Consider the following 17798-nt stretch of genomic DNA (forward strand, 5'->3'; position numbering starts at 1 on the left):
AGTACCAAACTTCATGATATTATGTGCAGCGTGTTAATGAATCGGATCATTATGAAGTCACTGCATCACCTTATTATTCTTGCTTTCGCACTGACGACCTGTGTCGTTCAGGCTGACCCAAGCAGCGAGCAGCAGCGCTGGGAGCAATTTGTGAACGCATATTCTAAGCAACTCAAACAAAAACTAAAAGAAAAATCGATACCGGGCGCTGCTTTGAGCATTGTGCACCGTCAGCATGGCGATCATATTGCCGGGTTGGGGAAAACCAAAGTAAGAAAAGGGCGCCAAGTCACAGCCAATACCCGTTTTCGCCTGGCCTCGGTGTCTAAAACCTTTGCCGGTTCACTGACCGCTAAGTTGGCAGCGCAAGGGGTACTTAACCTGGAAGATACCGTTGCTCAGCATTTACCTATTTTCAGTGAAAGTGCCTACGGCAAGGCAAAATTATATCACTTACTCAGCCACTCCAGTGGTCTGGTGCCTAATGCCTATGACAATCTGATTGAGTCTCGGATGACGTATGACAAAATTTATCCACGACTGGTCGACGTAGAGCATATTTGTCGGCCCGGGATTTGTTATGGTTATCAAAACGTCATGTTTAGCCTGATTGGCGATGTGATAGCGCAAACCACGCAGCTGAGTTATGAAACCTGGCTGGAACACTTTTTCTTTGCTCCGTTAGGGATGAAAGATGCAGGCTTAGGGCATGCACATATGACCCGCGATGATAATTTTGCCGCGCCCCATGTGCGTGGTACTAAACGCTGGCACACCGCAAAGCTCAAACCGCATTATTATAAAGTTGCCCCTGCTGCGGGTGTGAACGCCAGCGCCGCAGATATGAGCCAATGGCTTAAGGCGCAACTGGGGATTTATCCATCGGTATTATCGCTGGACGCATTAACCATTCAGTCTCGTCCTTATACTCGCACTAAGCGAGAACTCCGCAGAAGGGTATGGCGTAATTATGTAGAGCAGGCGCATTACGGCTTGGGCTGGCGTATTTATAGCTTTTCTGGTGAACTCATGTATTACCACAGTGGCTGGGTTCAGGGGTACAGAACGGATATTGCGGTATTGCCGGAGTTAGGAATTGGCTTTAGTTTGCTGCTGAACGCTGAAAGTGGCGTTATCAACGGCCTGAGTACCGAATTTATTCGTCAGGCCATTGAATTTAGCAGGGCTGCCAAAGCACAATCTGATACTTAGACAGCCAGCCTTTGCTACTGGCGAGGCAGCTGGATTTTTTTATCTTCGCTTTGGCGATACAAAACGACGATGTGGCCAATCGCCTGAACTTTGTGAGCACCTGTTTCACGCGCGATGGCGTCGAAGATCAGTTGCTTGGTTTCGCGATCATTGGTGGGGACTTTTACTTTGATGAGCTCGTGGATGTCTAAACATTGCTCAATCTCTAACAGAACTCCTTCTGTTAGCCCGTTACCACCGAGCAAAACAACGGGTTTTAGGTCATGTGCTAACCCTTTTAGGTACTGCTTCTGTTTATTTGATAATGTCATATTGATACAATTTACTAATTAAGGCTTGAATTACCGCTATTCTAACGCCATCTAAAGAATATTACTAATGAGTTGCAGTTAATATGGCAAATAAAAAGCACTCAGCGAGCTCTAAGCGCTGGTTAAAAGAACATGTTGAAGATCCGTATGTTCATGAGGCACAAAAACGGGGCTATCGCTCTCGTGCCGTTTTCAAACTGGAAGAGATCCAACAGAAAGATAAGTTGTTCAAACCGGGCATGCATGTTGTTGATTTAGGTGCAGCACCGGGGAGCTGGTCTCAGTATTTGGCTGAGCAAGTTGGTGATAAGGGTGAGGTGATTGCCTGTGACATCTTACCTATGGACTCACTGCCAGGCGTGGCATTTTTGCAAGGTGACTTCCGTGAAGAAGCGGTGCTTAATGCCTTGTTAGACAGAATTGGCGGCAAAAATATCGATGTGGTATGTTCGGACATGGCACCCAATATGAGTGGCAACACTGTGATTGACCAGGCGGGAAGCATGTATCTGGTTGAGCTGGCATTTGATATGTGTCACCAGGTACTCAAACCTAACGGTGCTTTTGCTGTGAAGGTATTTCAGGGTGAAGGCTTTGATCAGTTTGTGCAGGACGTGCGTAATGCTTTTAAAGTGGTTAAGATCCGCAAGCCAAAAGCGTCTCGTCCTCGATCCCGTGAAGTATATATAGTGGCGACGGGCTACAAACTGTAGTACAGTTGAAACGCTTTTAAGACGAATTTGAATTATTTTAGATACAAGAGGTTAACCCCTTGAGCGATATGGCGAAGAACTTAATACTCTGGTTGGTGATAGCAGTCGTGCTAATGACCGTGTTTCAGAGCTTCAATGGTGGCGAACAAGCAGATCGCCAGACTAGTTACACTCAGTTTGTGAACGAAGTGCGTAGCGGTGTTGTCCGCGATGTCAACATCGACCGGACAGCTGGCACAATTACAGGGATCAAAAACAATGGTGAGCGCTTCCAAACCATTATGCCATTGTACGATGATGACCTGATCAACGATTTACTTAAAAACGATGTAAACGTAAAAGGGGTTGCACCAGAAGAGCAATCTTTCCTGGCTAACATTTTTATTTCCTGGTTCCCAATGCTATTGCTAATCGGTGTATGGATTTTCTTCATGCGTCAGATGCAAGGCGGTGGCGGCAAAGGCGCCATGTCATTTGGTAAGAGCAAGGCGCGTCTGATGGGCGAAGATCAGGTTAAAACGACGTTCGCCGACGTCGCAGGCTGTGATGAAGCAAAAGAAGACGTTACCGAATTGGTAGACTTCCTGCGCGACCCATCTAAGTTCCAGAAACTGGGCGGTAACATTCCTAAAGGCGTGTTAATGGTAGGTCCTCCGGGTACGGGTAAAACCTTGCTTGCTAAAGCAGTGGCTGGCGAAGCGAAAGTGCCATTCTTTACCATTTCCGGTTCTGATTTCGTAGAAATGTTTGTTGGTGTGGGTGCTTCGCGTGTGCGAGACATGTTTGACCAGGCTAAGAAAGCCGCACCATGTATCATCTTTATTGACGAAATCGATGCGGTAGGTCGTAAACGTGGTGCTGGCATGGGTGGCGGTCACGATGAGCGTGAGCAAACGCTGAACCAAATGCTGGTTGAAATGGATGGCTTCGAAGGTAACGAAGGTATCATCGTTATCGCCGCGACAAACCGTCCTGACGTACTTGACCCAGCATTACTTCGTCCCGGTCGTTTTGACCGTCAGGTTGTGGTTGGCTTACCTGATGTCCGTGGTCGTGAGCAAATCCTGAACGTTCACATGCGTAAAGTGCCGCTTGACGAAAATGTTGAGGCATCTGTGATTGCACGTGGTACGCCTGGCTTCTCGGGTGCCGATTTGGCAAACCTGGTTAATGAAGCTGCGCTATTTGCGGCTCGCGGTAACAAGCGTAAAGTCAGTATGGCTGAGTTTGATGCTGCGAAAGACAAAATCATGATGGGCGCCGAGCGTAAGTCTATGGTGATGTCTGAGAAAGAAAAAGAAATGACTGCCTACCATGAGGCGGGTCACGCCATCGTAGGTCGTTTAGTGCCAGAACATGATCCGGTTTATAAAGTGTCTATCATTCCACGCGGTCGAGCCTTGGGTGTCACTATGTATCTGCCGGAGCAAGACAGGGTAAGTCACTCTAAAGAGCATCTGGAGTCAATGCTTTCCAGCTTGTATGGTGGCCGTATCGCGGAAGCTATTATCTATGGTGATGACAAAGTAACCACGGGAGCCAGTAATGACATTGAACGGGCTACCGACATTGCGCGCAAGATGGTCACGCAATGGGGCTTAAGCCCTAAATTGGGTCCTCAGATGTACATGGAAGAGCAAGGTGAAATGTTCATGGGGGGCGGCTCATCACGCATGGCAGGTGTGTCTGATGAAACAGCTAAACTAATTGACGCTGAAATTAAAGACTTTGTATCTCGCAACTACAACAGAGCAGAGCAAATTCTGAAAGATAACATGGACATTCTGCATGCAATGAAGGACGCATTGATGAAGTACGAAACAATCGATGCGGGCCAGATTGATGATCTGATGGAAAGAAAAGAAGTACGTCCACCCAGAGATGCCCATGACCGTAAGCCAACAGACAGTGGTAATACGGGCGTTTCTGCTGATACTAAGAGCGACGCAGAAAAAAGCGACAATACATCGGTGTCAGGATCTGAGCTTGATGACAAGCTGTGATTTAAGCTAAAATTGAAGCAATGAAAACCCCGGCTTTGGCCGGGGTTTTTTATAGGCGAAGCCCCATACCAGCTCACATATTGAGCAAGAGTATCTCTCGCTTCTTCGTGCCCAGTTGTGCGATAGCGAATTTGCTTAATTAAGTGTTTATTTTGAGGCGAGAAAGTAGGGTCGATAACATCGCTCACGCGTCCCGCTATTGCTGAGGCAACGACGTTCGTGCAGGGGTGGCAAAAATTTTGCTATTTACTTGCTATAAATGAAAATTTTTAACACCGTTAGCGTCATATTTGCTCCTGCATATTGAACAGGTATTAAGTGAAATAGGAATAAGTAAGCAGCCATTCATAAAGTGCCCGTTAGGCTCTTACCAGCGAGCGCTTACTATCTTAATGTGGCAGTTTTTTATAAAATATGCTTATATACAAGCAATTCAACAGGCGAAATATGCTTAAGCTTAGACTTCCTCGTGGTCGCACACTTGACCTTTCTACATCCCAGATAATGGGTATTGTGAATGTAACTCCTGACTCTTTTTCAGATGGCGGCAAGTATTCCCAAGCTGACAGCGCTGTCAAACACGGCTTGTCTCTAATTGAGCAGGGCGCTAGCATGCTTGATATCGGTGGTGAATCAACGCGACCAGGTGCACCTGATGTGGCGCTGGAGCAGGAGCTTGAGCGTGTTATCCCTGTTATAGAAGGCCTGCGAGCCCAGTCTGATTGCATTATTTCCGTTGATACCAGTAAAGCTGAGGTGATGGCGGCTGCGATTGAAGCGGGTGCCGATATGATTAACGATGTTCGGGCACTGCAGGAGCCAGGCGCATTGGATGTAGCCGCGCGTTATAGCGACGTGCCGGTTTGTCTGATGCATATGCAAGGTCAACCCAGGACTATGCAGCTTGACCCGAGTTATCAAGACTTATTTAAAGACATTCTTTCTTTCTTCGAATCACGCATTGCTTGCTGTGTAGAAGCAGGTATAGCGCGTGAGCGACTCATAATTGATCCGGGTTTTGGTTTTGGCAAAACGTTGGAGCATAACTTTTCGCTGTTAGGGCAATTATCATATTTTGCTGAACTAGAACTCCCTATTCTTGCCGGGTTATCCCGCAAATCTATGTTTGGCAAATTACTGAATCGGGATACAGATGAGCGCCTGGCTGCGAGCCTCAGTGGAGCACTGCTATGTGCTCAACAGGGGGCGCAGATCATACGTGTTCATGATGTTAAAGAAACCAATGATGTGCTGCGGGTTTGGCGCGCAGCAACCCATGGAGTATATAAATGACAACTAGAAAATATTTTGGTACAGACGGTGTGCGTGGCATGGTGGGAGAATTTCCCATCACGCCTGAGTTTGCGCTTAAATTAGGCTGGGCGGCAGGTAAGGTGCTGTCTAAGTCTGGTACCAAAAAAGTAATAATTGGTAAAGACACACGCATTTCTGGCTATCTTCTGGAGACGTCTTTAGAAGCTGGCCTGATTGCTGCGGGTATTAATGTGGTGCTACTTGGCCCTATGCCCACACCTGCGGTCGCTTACTTATCACAAACTTTCCGTGCTGAAGCGGGCATAGTGATCAGTGCATCACACAACCCTTATCACGACAACGGCATTAAGTTCTTTGGTGGAGATGGTAAAAAGTTACCTGATGAAGTCGAGCTGGAAATTGAAGCTATGCTCGATGAACCAATGACGTGTGTGGCTTCGGATAAACTGGGTAAAGCAAGACGACTCGAAAACGCCGACGGTCGCTACATTGAGTTTTGTAAAGGCCAGTTCCCGAAAGAACTATCACTAGAGGGACTGAAGATTGTTTTAGACTGTGCCAATGGCGCCACTTATCACATTGCGCCAGCCGTCATGCGAGAACTAGGTGCTGAAGTGATTTGCACCGCGTGTGAACCAAATGGGGTTAATATCAACGAAAAATGCGGTGCAACGCATGTTGATGCGTTAAAGCGTCATGTTTTGGAGCATCAGGCAGATGTTGGGATTGCCTACGATGGTGATGGCGATCGCGTGATGATGGTGGATCACAATGGGCGTGTGTTTGATGGTGACGACATTGTGTACATCATTGCTGCACAGGCTCAATGCAGTGGACAATTAAAAGGCGGTGTGGTCGGTACTGTGATGTCGAACATGGGTCTGGAAAATGCACTGAAAGAAAAAGACATTCCGTTTGAGCGAAGCAAAGTAGGTGACCGCTACGTGTTGAGCAAACTCCAGGAACATGGCTGGACAATTGGCGGTGAAAGCTCTGGTCACGTGCTGAATCTCGACCTTATCCCGACAGGGGATGGCATTGTGTCAAGCTTACAGGTACTGGCAGCCATGGTTGCACAAAACCAGACACTGAAAGACCTGGGTGCCGGGTTTGTGAAATACCCGATGAAGATGATCAACGTGCGTTATGCCAAAGGCACCGATCCTGTCTCAGCCGATATAGTTCAGCAAACCGTGAAAGAGGTTGAAGCTGAACTGGCTGATAAAGGCCGCGTGTTACTGAGAAAGTCGGGAACCGAGCCGGTTGTTCGTGTCATGGTTGAAGCCGAACAAGAGAAGCAAGTTATTGACTTTGCCACCAAAATCGCTCAAGTCGTTGAATCTGTGAGCAACTAAACCAAAATCCACAATTTTTTCTTGTAACTTAGGGTGAGTGGCGTTAGTATCTCACCCGCTTTCTGATGCGGAGTACTACATGGGACAAAGAAAGCCAATCGTCGCAGGCAACTGGAAAATGAACGGCTCTTGTGAGCTGATAAAAGAAATTGCCGCGGTGAGTACGCAAGTCTCAAGCAAGCAGCGTGAGGTGTTGATCTTTCCTCCGGCAGTGTTGCTATCTGAGGCAATATCTGCAGGTCTAACTTGTGGCACACAAACTGTGTCTGAGTTTGAATCTGGCGCCTATACAGGCGAAATACAAGCTTCGCTGGTTAAATCTTTGGGCGCAAATTACACCTTGGTAGGGCACTCTGAAAGACGCAGTATTTACGGCGAATCTGATGACGATGTAGCTAACAAGTTTGCTCAAGCACAGCAAAGTGGCCTGACACCTATTTTGTGTATTGGTGAAACCCAAGCGCAAAGAGAGCAAGGCAAAACAGAAGAAGTTGTTAAACAACAGCTTGAAGCTGTAATTAAAAAATTAGGCATAGCATCACTGGCAAATTCTGTGATAGCATACGAGCCAGTTTGGGCGATTGGTACCGGTTTAACAGCCACACCAGAGCAAGCCCAGGCGACACACAAGTATATACGCGACTTGTTATCTGGTTATGATCAACACGTTGCAAACGCACTGCGCATTTTATATGGCGGCAGTGTTAATGAAAGTAACAGTGAATTATTATTCGCACAGGCAGATATCGATGGCGGCCTAATCGGCGGAGCAAGTCTCAAGCCTCAAAGCTTTAAAGCTATCTGTGAAAGTGCAAAGGGATAAGTAAATGTACGAGATTCTTTTGGTTATTTATTTGGTTGTCTCGCTGTCTTTGATCGGAATGATCTTGATTCAGCAGGGCAAAGGCGCTGACATGGGTTCATCTTTCGGTGCTGGCGCGTCGGCAACTGTATTTGGTTCATCAGGTGCTGGTAACTTCATGACCAAAACAACAACAATACTTGCAACTGTATTCTTCGTGCTAAGTATTGTATTGGGAAGCATGACTGCAAGCCAAATCAAGCAGGCTGATCAATGGGAAAATCTGGAAGCGCCAGCAGCAACCGTTGCACCTGCTTCTGAAGATGTACCTGCGTCAGAAGAGTCTCAAAACAACTCAGACGTCCCGAACTAAAAAACACTTAGCGAACGTGGTGGAATTGGTAGACACGCCATCTTGAGGGGGTGGTGAGCATAGCTCGTGGGGGTTCAAGTCCCCCCGTTCGCACCAGTCTTAGAGCCAGCAATGCACTGGCTCTCTCATAGCTAAAGAGAATTTAAGCGTTTAACACGCATGCATTACACCGAATTGCGAATGTGGTGGAATTGGTAGACACGCCATCTTGAGGGGGTGGTGAGCATAGCTCGTGGGGGTTCAAGTCCCCCCATTCGCACCAACCGGTATTTCAATATATTTCAATAGCTTAGCTTCAAATCAGCTTCCCAGTATTAAATTCTGCATCATCGTCGAATATCTCTTTTTATTGCCTAATGTCACCATTTGGTAGATTCAAATGGTAGTACGCACATCTCTATATTTTTCATGGGTGAGGTCTAATCTACCGACTTTTTCTATTGTTTCGCCCCTGTATTAGGTATAAAAGGTAGATTTTTTTGGTAGATCGCACATACTTGCATTTCGTATGGTTTGGTGAGGACTACCATTGTGCCCAGAATACATTTAAATGCTAAGGCGATAGCCAGTTTAAGGATACCCCAAAACAAGAGAGACCTGACCGCGACGTTTGCCGGTTATCCGGGGTTGCAGTTGCACCTTAAGCGAGCACCAGGTAAAACAGGTGACGGAGCTCAAGACGACCTATCTAATCAATTCAGCACTGTTTATAACTGGCGGTTTAGATATCAAAAGCCGCACAGTACAGCACGGACATCAATATCAATCGGGTACTATCCTGATATTGATACAACAGACATTCAAGCTGAACACAATCATCTAAGACAATCCCTTGAGAAGGGAATTGACCCACAAGTAGACAAACTGAAAGAAAAAATTCGTCAGGTAAACACACAGTCAATGATTGACGGTTTTACTAAACCAACATCAGTCAACTCTATATTTACCAGGTTCAAGGAAGATTGGCCCAAAACTGGCGGTACATCGCGCTCATTGCGTAATTATGAACTCAGTTATGAAAAGTATATTCTTTCTGATTTTAATGGTCGAGACATGCGGACGATCACTCCGTCTGAGTGGGATGAGTTTGTTTTAGGTATAGCGAATGTTGATGGCAAAAAAGGTGCGGCTGAGAACGTGCACAAAACTATGCGCCGTCTGTTTTCGTATGCGGTGGAGAAAGATATTTTAACCGCTAACCCTTTATATAGCAGGAAACAAGTTTTGCCCCAGATAAAGGGTGAGCCAGATGAAGTATTTCTGGCGAGCGAAGAAGTGCACAAGCTGTTAAATGAACTACACGATCAAGACTGTCCATTCTGGTTAAAAGTGCTCATAGAGTTAATGCTACGGGTCGGTGTTAGGTCTCAAGAGTGGACTAGGGTTAAAATCGGATGGATTAACTTTCCAAAGATGCGGATTGAGCATCCGCCAGAATCTATGAAGAACGGAAAAAAAGCTTGGACACACCTTCCAGAAAACGTAGTTTCGTTGCTTGCTGAGTACCTGAGAGCTCTTAAGGCAGAACATGGTACGCTTGACAAAGAAATGTACCTCTTCCACAAGAAAGACCCGTATATTCAACATGAGCGCGATTATTTTTCACGAAACTTTCAGTCTCTCAATGGTTGGCTTCAATTTACACCTAAAGTCTTTCGAAAAACTATCTCTACGCACTTGCAAGAGCACGGTTGCCCCAGCGAAGTATTAAGGGCTATTCGTAATCAAGCATTAACCAGAGGGGTAGGGAAAAATTACGAGTTTGGTGATCTATTCCGACTAAAGAAAGAGTGGATCGAGCGTTGGCAAAAAATACTTACAGAGGCCAAGCGTAGTCCAAACGCGCTATTTGGTAGCAACGAGTCTATTTTGAATGATGACCTGGCTTCCGAAATTAACGATTTATTTGGTTAAATTACTAGCAAAGCTGACTAACAAATTTTAAGATGAAATTGATATTTTTATAAGCTTTTAGGGTCTATATGTTCGGCGATTATAAACAGGATTGGATTGAACAAGAAAATAGAAGGCAAGCGGAGTCCAAAGTAGGCTGGATTTACATTGGCATAGATCCGACCAAATCGAATTGTGTAAAGGTTGGGCTTACGACCGGGACACTGAATACTAGGGCAAGCAGCAGTCAAAATCCAGATTACGATATCTTGATTGGGTATAAAGTAAAAGATGGTATCTCACGATTTAAGATACGTGAGATAGAGTCGAGCATAATACGCATGCTTGATCAGCATTTTACTCGGATCAGGCATAGGTCAACAGGAAGGTTATCAGAGTGGTTTATTGCAGACCCGGAACATGTGATGTTTCTTGTGAAAGAGCTTTTAGTTTTTCAATACTGGAATGAGATGTACAATTTTTATTGTGCAACACGAGGAGAAGATATTATTTACTCTTGGGGAAACCCAGCATATCTTAACGACTACGACTCTCCTCGATATGTTGCTAGCGACGTAAAAAACCCTCCTATAGACGAGGCATGTTACCAACAAGGTGGGTGTGGGGACTCGTGCGACTGTGACCTTTGGGGTTGAAATGTCAGGTCTGATTGGAACTAGTTTAAGCTGAGGAAACCCCGGTTTTTACCGGGGTGTATTAGCGAATCTTTGTAATCCTTTGTCTACACCAATTTCTATTAAGTGCAGTATTGCTTTTGCTTGCGCAGGAGTTAGCGCGCTTAAATCAACGGTATTTTCGTCTGTCTTGCCAACATAGCTATCAAAATCTGTTTTTCTCCACCTGTAAGGTGTTCTTGAATCAGTTTTGATGGGTTTAGGGAAGTACTTGTCGTTAGCGATGCTATTCCTGATACTACTTTCACTGCACTTCATTAGTTGAGCGACTTCTTTGATTGTGTACGTTGCTTCCGCCATTAGCTCACCTCCTAAAATCTCATGCTGCAACTTTGATGGCGTTGATTAAGTCGGTTACTACCGGAGGACATACAGCGTTACCCAGTAGTTTTATTGCTTCTCTGCGTGTATTTGGCAGTATGTAATCGTCGGGAAATCCCATAACACGCTTTAGCTCCGAGGGTTGCAGCATTCGCATTTCGTCACCGCGAACGACAGCCCAGCGATCAACAGTGGTTACAGTACCCAGTGGTCGATTTATACATCGGCCAGTTTTTCCGCTACCGTTACTGTAGTATGGGGCGGCGAAGGTATGCCCAAAACGACGGCGACCATTTTCAATTCGTGCTATTGTCGCTGGGCTTCTGCCTGGTTTATAAACTTTGGACCATTTAAACCCGTCCCAATCAATAACAGAATGGACCGGTACATGTTGTCTTTCGGGTAGCTTCAGCTCAATAGGGTTTTTGGAACGGGTAAAGACAAGAAACGCACGTTTTCGGTGTTGTGGCACGCTGTGGTCCGCTGCGTCAATGGTATATTCAGCCATGCTATAACCAAGACGCTTCATTGCATCCAGCCATGAGGGGTAAAGTGTCCAATTCAAAAACTCCGTTACATTCTCAACTAACCAGGCATCTTCACGATGATACTCAGCGCACCCGACAACCGCCCATGCGGTATTTCTCTGTATGTCGTGGTGTGGCCTGTCTGTACCTCTTGCGATAGAATGGCCTTGGCAACATGGCGATGCAAGACCAATATCATGACTTGGAAATAAGCTCCAATCAGCTTGCTGTAAATCCTGACAAAATGGCTCGTTTCCTGGATGATTCAAAGCGTAAAACTCGCAAGCCAGGTCCCAGTGGTTAGCAGACTGGACGACTTGGATACCTGCAGCTTCCGCTCCTGTTGAAAATCCGCCGGCACCAGAGAATAGATCGATTGCCTTCATCATCACGATTCACTCCCACCAGTATTTATTACCGAATAACCATCAAGTTTAAGTAATACCTCAGTGTTCTTGACCAACCCATCCACCTGGACTTTATCGAGCGTCACTCCGCCGCCCGCATTACGCGGTTGGTTCACAAATAGGTTATGAAACTTGGCCAAGACTGATGCCCTTTGTTGTTTCTTGCTCATTACCCCTCACTCCCACGATTCATTCGAATTGTCAGGCGGTTGATACCGAGTGTACGAGCTGCCTTTGACTGGTTACCGCGAGTAAGTACAAGCGTTTCATCTATCGTGAATCCCTTAATAGTCTTGATCAGGTCACCGTTACCACCATGCTCTCGTACATAGGCTCGTAATGCGGTTTTCAATTGTTGTTCACTGTTGGTTAGTTCGTTCATGGCTTTTGTCCTTAATAAGTTTTCGTAATTTTGCAAAGATGCTTGGGTTATCCGTGCATTCAGGCGGATTCGGGTCATTGGTATCCCATGACTTACCGCACTTGTGACACGATGTTGTATCACCGTAGATTCTTGGTTCATGCGGCATGGTGTTGAGCTCCCTCTAGCAGGGCGTCAACGAGCTTACGGGCCTCATTGATGTAGTATTCATAATCGACGTCGGTACGGTTGAAGTTGTCGATATGGTTACATTCACGCATCCGGTAACCGACCATGAGACCAATTCGTCTATCCGGTGCATTGCGGTCAGGATTGGTTACGGGTAGGTACATACCACTTGGTGGCTTTTGACCTGGCTTAACTACCTTGTAATCACCGGTGTTCTTGTGCTGGTAGTGGTCCCCAGTTTTCCAGTGCTGAACTTGTGCAGGGGTAGGGGGCATGATCTTCGTTAATGCTCCACCTGTTTTGCTGACGTAACAGCGGCTGGTTGATTGAATAACTCGAGTGCGGTTACACACGAGATCGTCACCCCAGTAAACAGGGTCGATGATTTCTAGTTTCGATGACCGGGGAACTTTGGTCGTGATAATGAAATCAAAGTCGTCATCATGGTTGGTGATAAACTCTCGGATATTGGTGTTATCAATAAGAGCCGCTTGAGCCGCTTTTTGAATAACCAGGGAAGAATGGTCTTTATGCCAAGGCACCTCACGCGTACCGTGGTTTTCTGCTGCACGTTCCCATGCATAAGCACCAATACGCTTTATTTTTCCACCAAAGGTCTCGGCCATGTATGAGTTAACATCACGAATGTACATGGTTTTGTAGTCAACGTGCTCAAGCTCTAGCTTGGTTACCTGCTCCCAGTGTTTGCACATATCTGCGTAGTTTGCGCGGTACTCTTTGGGGCACAGGAAGGTCATACCATCCGTGTTGATCTGCACCATGGACAGGCCGGGTATCTTCATCAACCATTCGGCCAACATACACAGCAATAGCTGACCGTTGATAGTGATACTCATAGTGTATTGTGGGTCGTAGAACACGCTGTGCTCGTTGTTACTGTTTCCGTACACACCATTAAGTGCAAGCTTGAGCATGGCGTTTTCAACAGTGCCTTTCTTGTATGTCTTACGCTGGTTATATACTCCCAGATAAACATCGCAGAACGTCTCGGAAAGGTGCGCCGGGTACAACTCATTAGCTATAGCTAGATTCGGGTAGTAACTGGCAACATCTACGTCTATTAAGTCGTGTGTATCAGTGCTGCGTACGATAGTTTTGTGCAAAGAGCCATGGATCCCGCCTGCACCAAAATCAAAGTTAAAGCCGTTAATAGTGGCTGTCAGGTTTGAGAAAAAGCCCTTAATTTGTCGTGGGTCTATTACAGCTTGCTCGAAATACTGCTTAATACGGTTGAACTCGGGTTGGTCAAATTGCACGTATGGGAAAATGATGTCCTTGAGCTTTATTTCATTTCGGGGCGTCTGTAGCTTCACGCCTTGGAACTTGGTCGGCACTCCCTGAGATTCCAGCTCCCTGATAAATACTTCTGAGCCGATTTTAGTATCAGAGAAGTTCAGCCAGTCTTTAGTCGGATGCTTATCCGCCAGGTCCTGTCTGAAAGCGATTGCATCCAGTGATTCAAAGTAAAACTGCTCGGTTTCATCTACATCGTGATCGTTGTATGAAAGTAGCTCGAAGCTTTGTTCTCTGTTTATCGGTTTATTAGGATCGAATGGCAGATCACGAACGTCTTTAGCCCTCATGTTGATTTCAAGGACTTTGAGGCTTGTGCGCTTGGCTGCGTTATCGAAATGATGGATTTTCAGCAGATCGATTTGTTTTATAAACCTGTCTTTCATCCAAATAGTGTGACCAAAACCACTGTAGTCGCTGATGATTGCTTTTGATTTGGCGTATAGCTCGGTATTGGAAACCTGTCCGCCAGTCAGCATGATCAGATGTAATAAAATATAGTCGTAGTGAGTGTTGTTATACCCGACCATATAGGCGCCAGAGTTGGCCAGTGATTGAAGGAACAGCGCTAAATGTTGACCATCATTGCGCCATTCACTGATCACGAATATGTACCGTTGCCCGGTTGCAGAGTGCTTAACACTGCAGCTGAAAAAATTCGGGTAACACTCATTATCATAGATGTAATCAAGTGGTCTCGGGTGCGGGACAGGTGCAAATAGCTTACGCATGACCGGCAACCTTACGCTGTTGTTTCTCGGTATCTAGCGCAGTGGACAATAGATCCAAGTGATCGTCATCCAGATTTGGCAGTAACTCAGTCGTGAGCCAGGTAGTGTATTCACTTAGCTGAGATAGTGTTGCAAGGTTGATGGTTGTAGAGTGTGCGCAACCAAATAAATGAGTTTCATCGAACATCACCCGGGCTGGAACTGATACCCTGGGCTGACCCAATCGAGATTTGTTGAGCCATTGCTTCAAAGTCATTCTCTGTGGGACGGCACCAGCAAAGATAACTCCAGTGATTTCAAAACCTGGTACTTGTGCCAGCGTTTCAGCGGTCATCGTTACCAGTACCGTATTCTCACCATGCTCATTGACGTTAATTGATTGATATCTGACGGTGAGGTCTGGCACAGATAAACTCAGCAAGTCGGTCTCATGGACTGCACGCCCTTTAAAGTCATAACCTGCTAGTCGGTTACCGACTTTGGCTTGCTCTCGCTCTAGCAAATAGGTGATACCCAGCTTATGCAGGTTCTCAAGCTGTATAGGTAGTGATATGACATTGACGTGATCACCCTTCAAATTCAGAGTTAGGTCAACTACGGCGCTTTCACCGTCCCTAAACCAATCCGATTCAATGAATACCGTATGACCTTTAACTAGTGTGTCGATGTTTAGCTTATCTTTGTTCATGGCTCTTAATCCTTTCTGTCAGTGTTATGCTTTCGCGCTCGCTAAGTGTCTGCGCGGTAAAGATGTTTACGCCGAACACACGGTCAAACTCCGATTGTGTGATAGTGACGTCCCATTGGTTCCTAGTGGCAGCGGTTGCGCACCACCGTTGAATTTCTCGTCTTAACTGCGCCTGCGCATGTTGGCGCTTTGCGTGGTTATTGATTGATGAATGGCGCACGATTGATGGTGCGTTTTGCATACGTTGTGCAAACACATGCATAGGTGTATCAACCTTGGCGCGCTCAGCCAGTACCTGGTCAACGAAGCCGGTATCAAGCTCGATGAGGGTTCCCGCCTTAGCTTGAAAGTCTTTTTCCCGATTCAACCGTTCATCATCAGTCTCGACGTGCTGGCACTCAGGACAGGTAACCGTGGATTTATTAGCTGGTATGAAATAGGCTGAGCATTCAACGCATACAACACCTTCCGGGCGTGATCCGTCATCACTGGAAGCTCGGCGACTTCTGCGGTCTAGTGTCCACATAGGGTCTTCATGTGGGTGCGCTAACTTGTATTCATTCATCATGTCAGGCACGTTGTTAACGTGGTCAATGAGAATGCCATGTGCTTTACCATCAATGACACGCAGTGCGCGGCCAAATTGTTGTTTAAACAAGCTGTATGACTTGGTTTTACGCAGCATAATGCACGCAACTACTGCCGGGACGTCGAATCCCTCGCCGAACAGGTCACAGTTAACCAGGTTGGTAATGCGACCAGCTTTGAAATCTCTGATACATCGGGCCCGTTCAGCGGCCGGTGTTTTACTGGACAGGGCAACGCTGTTTACACCGTGGCGATTGAATTCATCTGCGACGTGCTGGCTGTGCTCGATGTTGACGCAAAATGTAATGGCTTGTTGGCCGGGGCAAATTCGTAAATAATGTTCTACAGCATCCCCTGTAATGTCAGAGTTGTCGGATTCTTTCGCTAATTGCTTCTGGTTATAGTCCCCGGAGCTGGTGACTTTCACGTTAGAGACATCCAATCGAGTAGGGGGAACGTAAATTTTGTACGTACTCAGGTAGCCCCGCTTGATCAGCTCTCCCATATTCGAGCCGACAATCAGGTGATCAAATACTCCATCAGAGTCACGACCTAGACCTTTGCCATCAGAGCGAATAGGGGTCGCTGTTACACCAACACCTTTAGCATTGATGAATTGAGATACACACCGGCCCCATTTGTTGTCTGCCAATACGTGGTGTGTTTCGTCCATGAACCAGTGTGTGACACTTTGTGCAAGGTGGTCTGTCTGACCTTTCTTCATTCGTGCGATAAACGTGTCAACGCTCGCAACGATGATGTTTGCTGTTTCACTGAAATAGCTATCACCGTGGTTCTGCTGATTTTCAGTCGTAATCTCACTAACCGTTTTCTTTGCTGCATATATCGAGTGGTGTAACTGCATCACACACAGTGCATTGCTGATCTGACCTAACAAGACATCACGATGAGCAAACACAATAGAAAGCCCACCGCTTTGACGAGCAATGCGTGTTAGCTCAGCAATCACGAAAGTCTTTCCAGCCCCCGTAGGCAGTACAACACAGACGTTTCGCACATTACTCATGTGTGCTTGCTGTGCCTGTTTGACTGTTGATGTCTGATGTTCTCGTAACTCAATCAATGCTAAATTTCTCAATTTAATGTTGCAGTATGCATAACATAATTGATGCAAAAAATTATTTCAAATTATTTTTTACTGTGTTAGCTTTGTTTCCGTCAACAGACATTCGACAAATTACAAAGGAAAGAAAATGGGTATTCTAGAAGTCATTGAAGAAAAATTAGATCGTGTTTTGGGGTTGCTTGAAGGTGACGATTCGGTACAAGAAACAACGCTTGGTGCTGTAATGAAAGATGCTAAGAGTGCCGACCCTGAAGGGTTTGAGCAAGCACTCGCACAGGTAGATACGTCATCAGATGTTGAACTGGATAGCAACGGACTTCCTTGGGATGAGCGCATTCACACCTCTACCAAAAACAAAACTGAAAAAGGTGTATGGAAGAAAAAGCGTGGCGTCAGTGAGCCGGTTTTCAACGAGGTTGTTGCAGAACTTAAACAGAAAATTTCTTCTAGTAAGGGTGAGCAGGTTGCATCTGAATCCATTGCAAATTTCCCGCCGGTTGCTGATGGCGCTCCTGGTGCTCCAAATGTACCACCAGTACCAGGTGTTCCCAGTGCACCAGGTGCACCATCAGTACAAAAAGATTTCAAAAAACTATCTATTCAGGCAATCAACGAGATCACCGACAAGCATAAGGTAGATTATGCCATGCTTGATGAAGTGTTCGGTTTGTTTGGAACCAAGGACTTCACACTAATGCAGCCTGAGCACCATGAAGGCTTCCATCTATTGGTCGATGAGTATGCATGTGACCTTAATGACACGTTAGAGCTGGTTCAATCAATTGTCGGTATCGCTGGCCAAGAGGCATTCGACAAGTACATGGCGGATAACTTCAACGTACGCGAATACAACCAAATCCCCCGAACACAATTACGTTCACTGATCCAAGCCCTTGAACCTTGGAACCAGCAATGCATTAGCTGGCAAGCGCAACAGGCAGGTTAAGGGGTAG

17 protein-coding genes and 2 tRNA genes are annotated in these 17798 nt (G+C 46.1%); 11 read left to right on the forward strand and 8 right to left on the reverse strand.

Translation table 11 applies throughout. The annotated features are described in order from the left end of the window. Window positions 1-51: 51 nt before the first annotated feature. Window positions 52-1212 (forward strand): serine hydrolase domain-containing protein, encoded by a 1161-nt coding sequence (locus L1285_RS16615; RefSeq protein WP_235413278.1) that lies wholly within the window; start codon window positions 52-54, stop codon window positions 1210-1212. 14 nt (window positions 1213-1226) lie between these two features. Here the strand turns inward: L1285_RS16615 and yhbY are convergent, their stop codons facing one another. Further along, window positions 1227-1523 carry a ribosome assembly RNA-binding protein YhbY gene (gene yhbY, locus L1285_RS16620; RefSeq protein WP_046004214.1) on the reverse strand — a complete coding sequence of 99 codons (297 nt, stop codon included), beginning with the start codon at window positions 1521-1523 and terminating at the stop codon, window positions 1227-1229. Between the two features lie 83 nt (window positions 1524-1606). On the opposite strand from yhbY, the gene rlmE reads away from it, so the two are divergent. The 9 genes from rlmE (at window position 1607) to L1285_RS23895 (ending at window position 9958) form a co-directional block, all read left to right on the forward strand. Next, a complete protein-coding gene (gene rlmE / locus L1285_RS16625; RefSeq protein ID WP_046004213.1) occupies window positions 1607-2236 on the forward strand; it encodes a 23S rRNA (uridine(2552)-2'-O)-methyltransferase RlmE in 630 nt (209 codons plus the stop codon). Between the two features lie 68 nt (window positions 2237-2304). Beyond that, window positions 2305-4239: an ATP-dependent zinc metalloprotease FtsH gene (gene ftsH / locus L1285_RS16630; protein ID WP_235413279.1), complete on the forward strand. Its 1935-nt coding sequence runs from the start codon at window positions 2305-2307 to the stop codon at window positions 4237-4239. 447 nt (window positions 4240-4686) lie between these two features. Continuing rightward, window positions 4687-5532, forward strand: coding sequence for a dihydropteroate synthase (gene folP, locus L1285_RS16635; protein WP_235413280.1), 846 nt, complete (start codon window positions 4687-4689; stop codon window positions 5530-5532). Continuing rightward, complete coding sequence (gene glmM / locus L1285_RS16640; RefSeq protein WP_235413281.1) at window positions 5529-6869, forward strand: phosphoglucosamine mutase; 1341 nt, start codon at window positions 5529-5531, stop codon at window positions 6867-6869. Before folP ends, glmM begins: the two co-directional genes overlap by 4 nt. A 79-nt stretch (window positions 6870-6948) precedes the next feature. Further along, window positions 6949-7692 (forward strand): triose-phosphate isomerase, encoded by a 744-nt coding sequence (gene tpiA / locus L1285_RS16645; RefSeq protein ID WP_235413282.1) that lies wholly within the window; start codon window positions 6949-6951, stop codon window positions 7690-7692. Between the two features lie 4 nt (window positions 7693-7696). Next, on the forward strand, window positions 7697-8044 hold the full coding sequence (gene secG / locus L1285_RS16650; RefSeq protein WP_046005771.1) for a preprotein translocase subunit SecG: 348 nt from the start codon (window positions 7697-7699) through the stop codon (window positions 8042-8044). Between the two features lie 10 nt (window positions 8045-8054). After that, window positions 8055-8140 (forward strand) — tRNA-Leu (locus tag L1285_RS16655). Window positions 8141-8220: 80 nt separating this feature from the next. Continuing rightward, window positions 8221-8306 (forward strand) — tRNA-Leu (locus L1285_RS16660). Window positions 8307-8575: 269 nt separating this feature from the next. After that, window positions 8576-9958: a tyrosine-type recombinase/integrase gene (locus L1285_RS23895; RefSeq protein ID WP_235413283.1), complete on the forward strand. Its 1383-nt coding sequence runs from the start codon at window positions 8576-8578 to the stop codon at window positions 9956-9958. A gap of 683 nt (window positions 9959-10641) precedes the next feature. Here the strand turns inward: L1285_RS23895 and L1285_RS16670 are convergent. The 7 genes from L1285_RS16670 to L1285_RS16700 form a co-directional block, all read right to left on the reverse strand. Further along, on the reverse strand, window positions 10642-10932 hold the full coding sequence (locus L1285_RS16670; protein ID WP_235413284.1) for a helix-turn-helix transcriptional regulator: 291 nt from the start codon (window positions 10930-10932) through the stop codon (window positions 10642-10644). Window positions 10933-10951: 19 nt separating this feature from the next. Then, a complete protein-coding gene (locus L1285_RS16675) occupies window positions 10952-11869 on the reverse strand; it encodes a DNA cytosine methyltransferase (protein WP_235413285.1) in 918 nt (305 codons plus the stop codon). Beyond that, window positions 11869-12057, reverse strand: coding sequence for a hypothetical protein (locus L1285_RS16680; protein ID WP_235413286.1), 189 nt, complete (start codon window positions 12055-12057; stop codon window positions 11869-11871). Before L1285_RS16680 ends, L1285_RS16675 begins: the two co-directional genes overlap by 1 nt. Further along, the gene (locus L1285_RS16685) at window positions 12057-12269 is read right to left on the reverse strand and encodes a helix-turn-helix domain-containing protein (RefSeq protein ID WP_235413287.1); all 213 of its coding nucleotides are present in this window, start codon (window positions 12267-12269) and stop codon (window positions 12057-12059) included. The genes L1285_RS16680 and L1285_RS16685 overlap by 1 nt, the downstream gene beginning before the upstream one ends. 137 nt (window positions 12270-12406) lie before the next feature. Further along, a complete protein-coding gene (locus L1285_RS16690; RefSeq protein WP_235413288.1) occupies window positions 12407-14482 on the reverse strand; it encodes a hypothetical protein in 2076 nt (691 codons plus the stop codon). Then, on the reverse strand, window positions 14475-15170 hold the full coding sequence (locus tag L1285_RS16695; RefSeq protein WP_235413289.1) for a hypothetical protein: 696 nt from the start codon (window positions 15168-15170) through the stop codon (window positions 14475-14477). Before L1285_RS16695 ends, L1285_RS16690 begins: the two co-directional genes overlap by 8 nt. After that, a complete protein-coding gene (locus tag L1285_RS16700; protein ID WP_328285050.1) occupies window positions 15157-16893 on the reverse strand; it encodes a DEAD/DEAH box helicase in 1737 nt (578 codons plus the stop codon). Before L1285_RS16700 ends, L1285_RS16695 begins: the two co-directional genes overlap by 14 nt. 79 nt (window positions 16894-16972) lie before the next feature. Here L1285_RS16700 and L1285_RS16705 point away from each other — a divergent pair, with 79 nt between their 5' ends. After that, a complete protein-coding gene (locus tag L1285_RS16705) occupies window positions 16973-17791 on the forward strand; it encodes a hypothetical protein (RefSeq protein ID WP_235413291.1) in 819 nt (272 codons plus the stop codon). Window positions 17792-17798 lie beyond the last annotated feature (7 nt).

Source organism: Pseudoalteromonas sp. DL2-H2.2, from assembly GCF_021532535.1.
GTDB classification, from domain to species: Bacteria; Pseudomonadota; Gammaproteobacteria; order Enterobacterales; family Alteromonadaceae; genus Pseudoalteromonas; species Pseudoalteromonas rubra_A.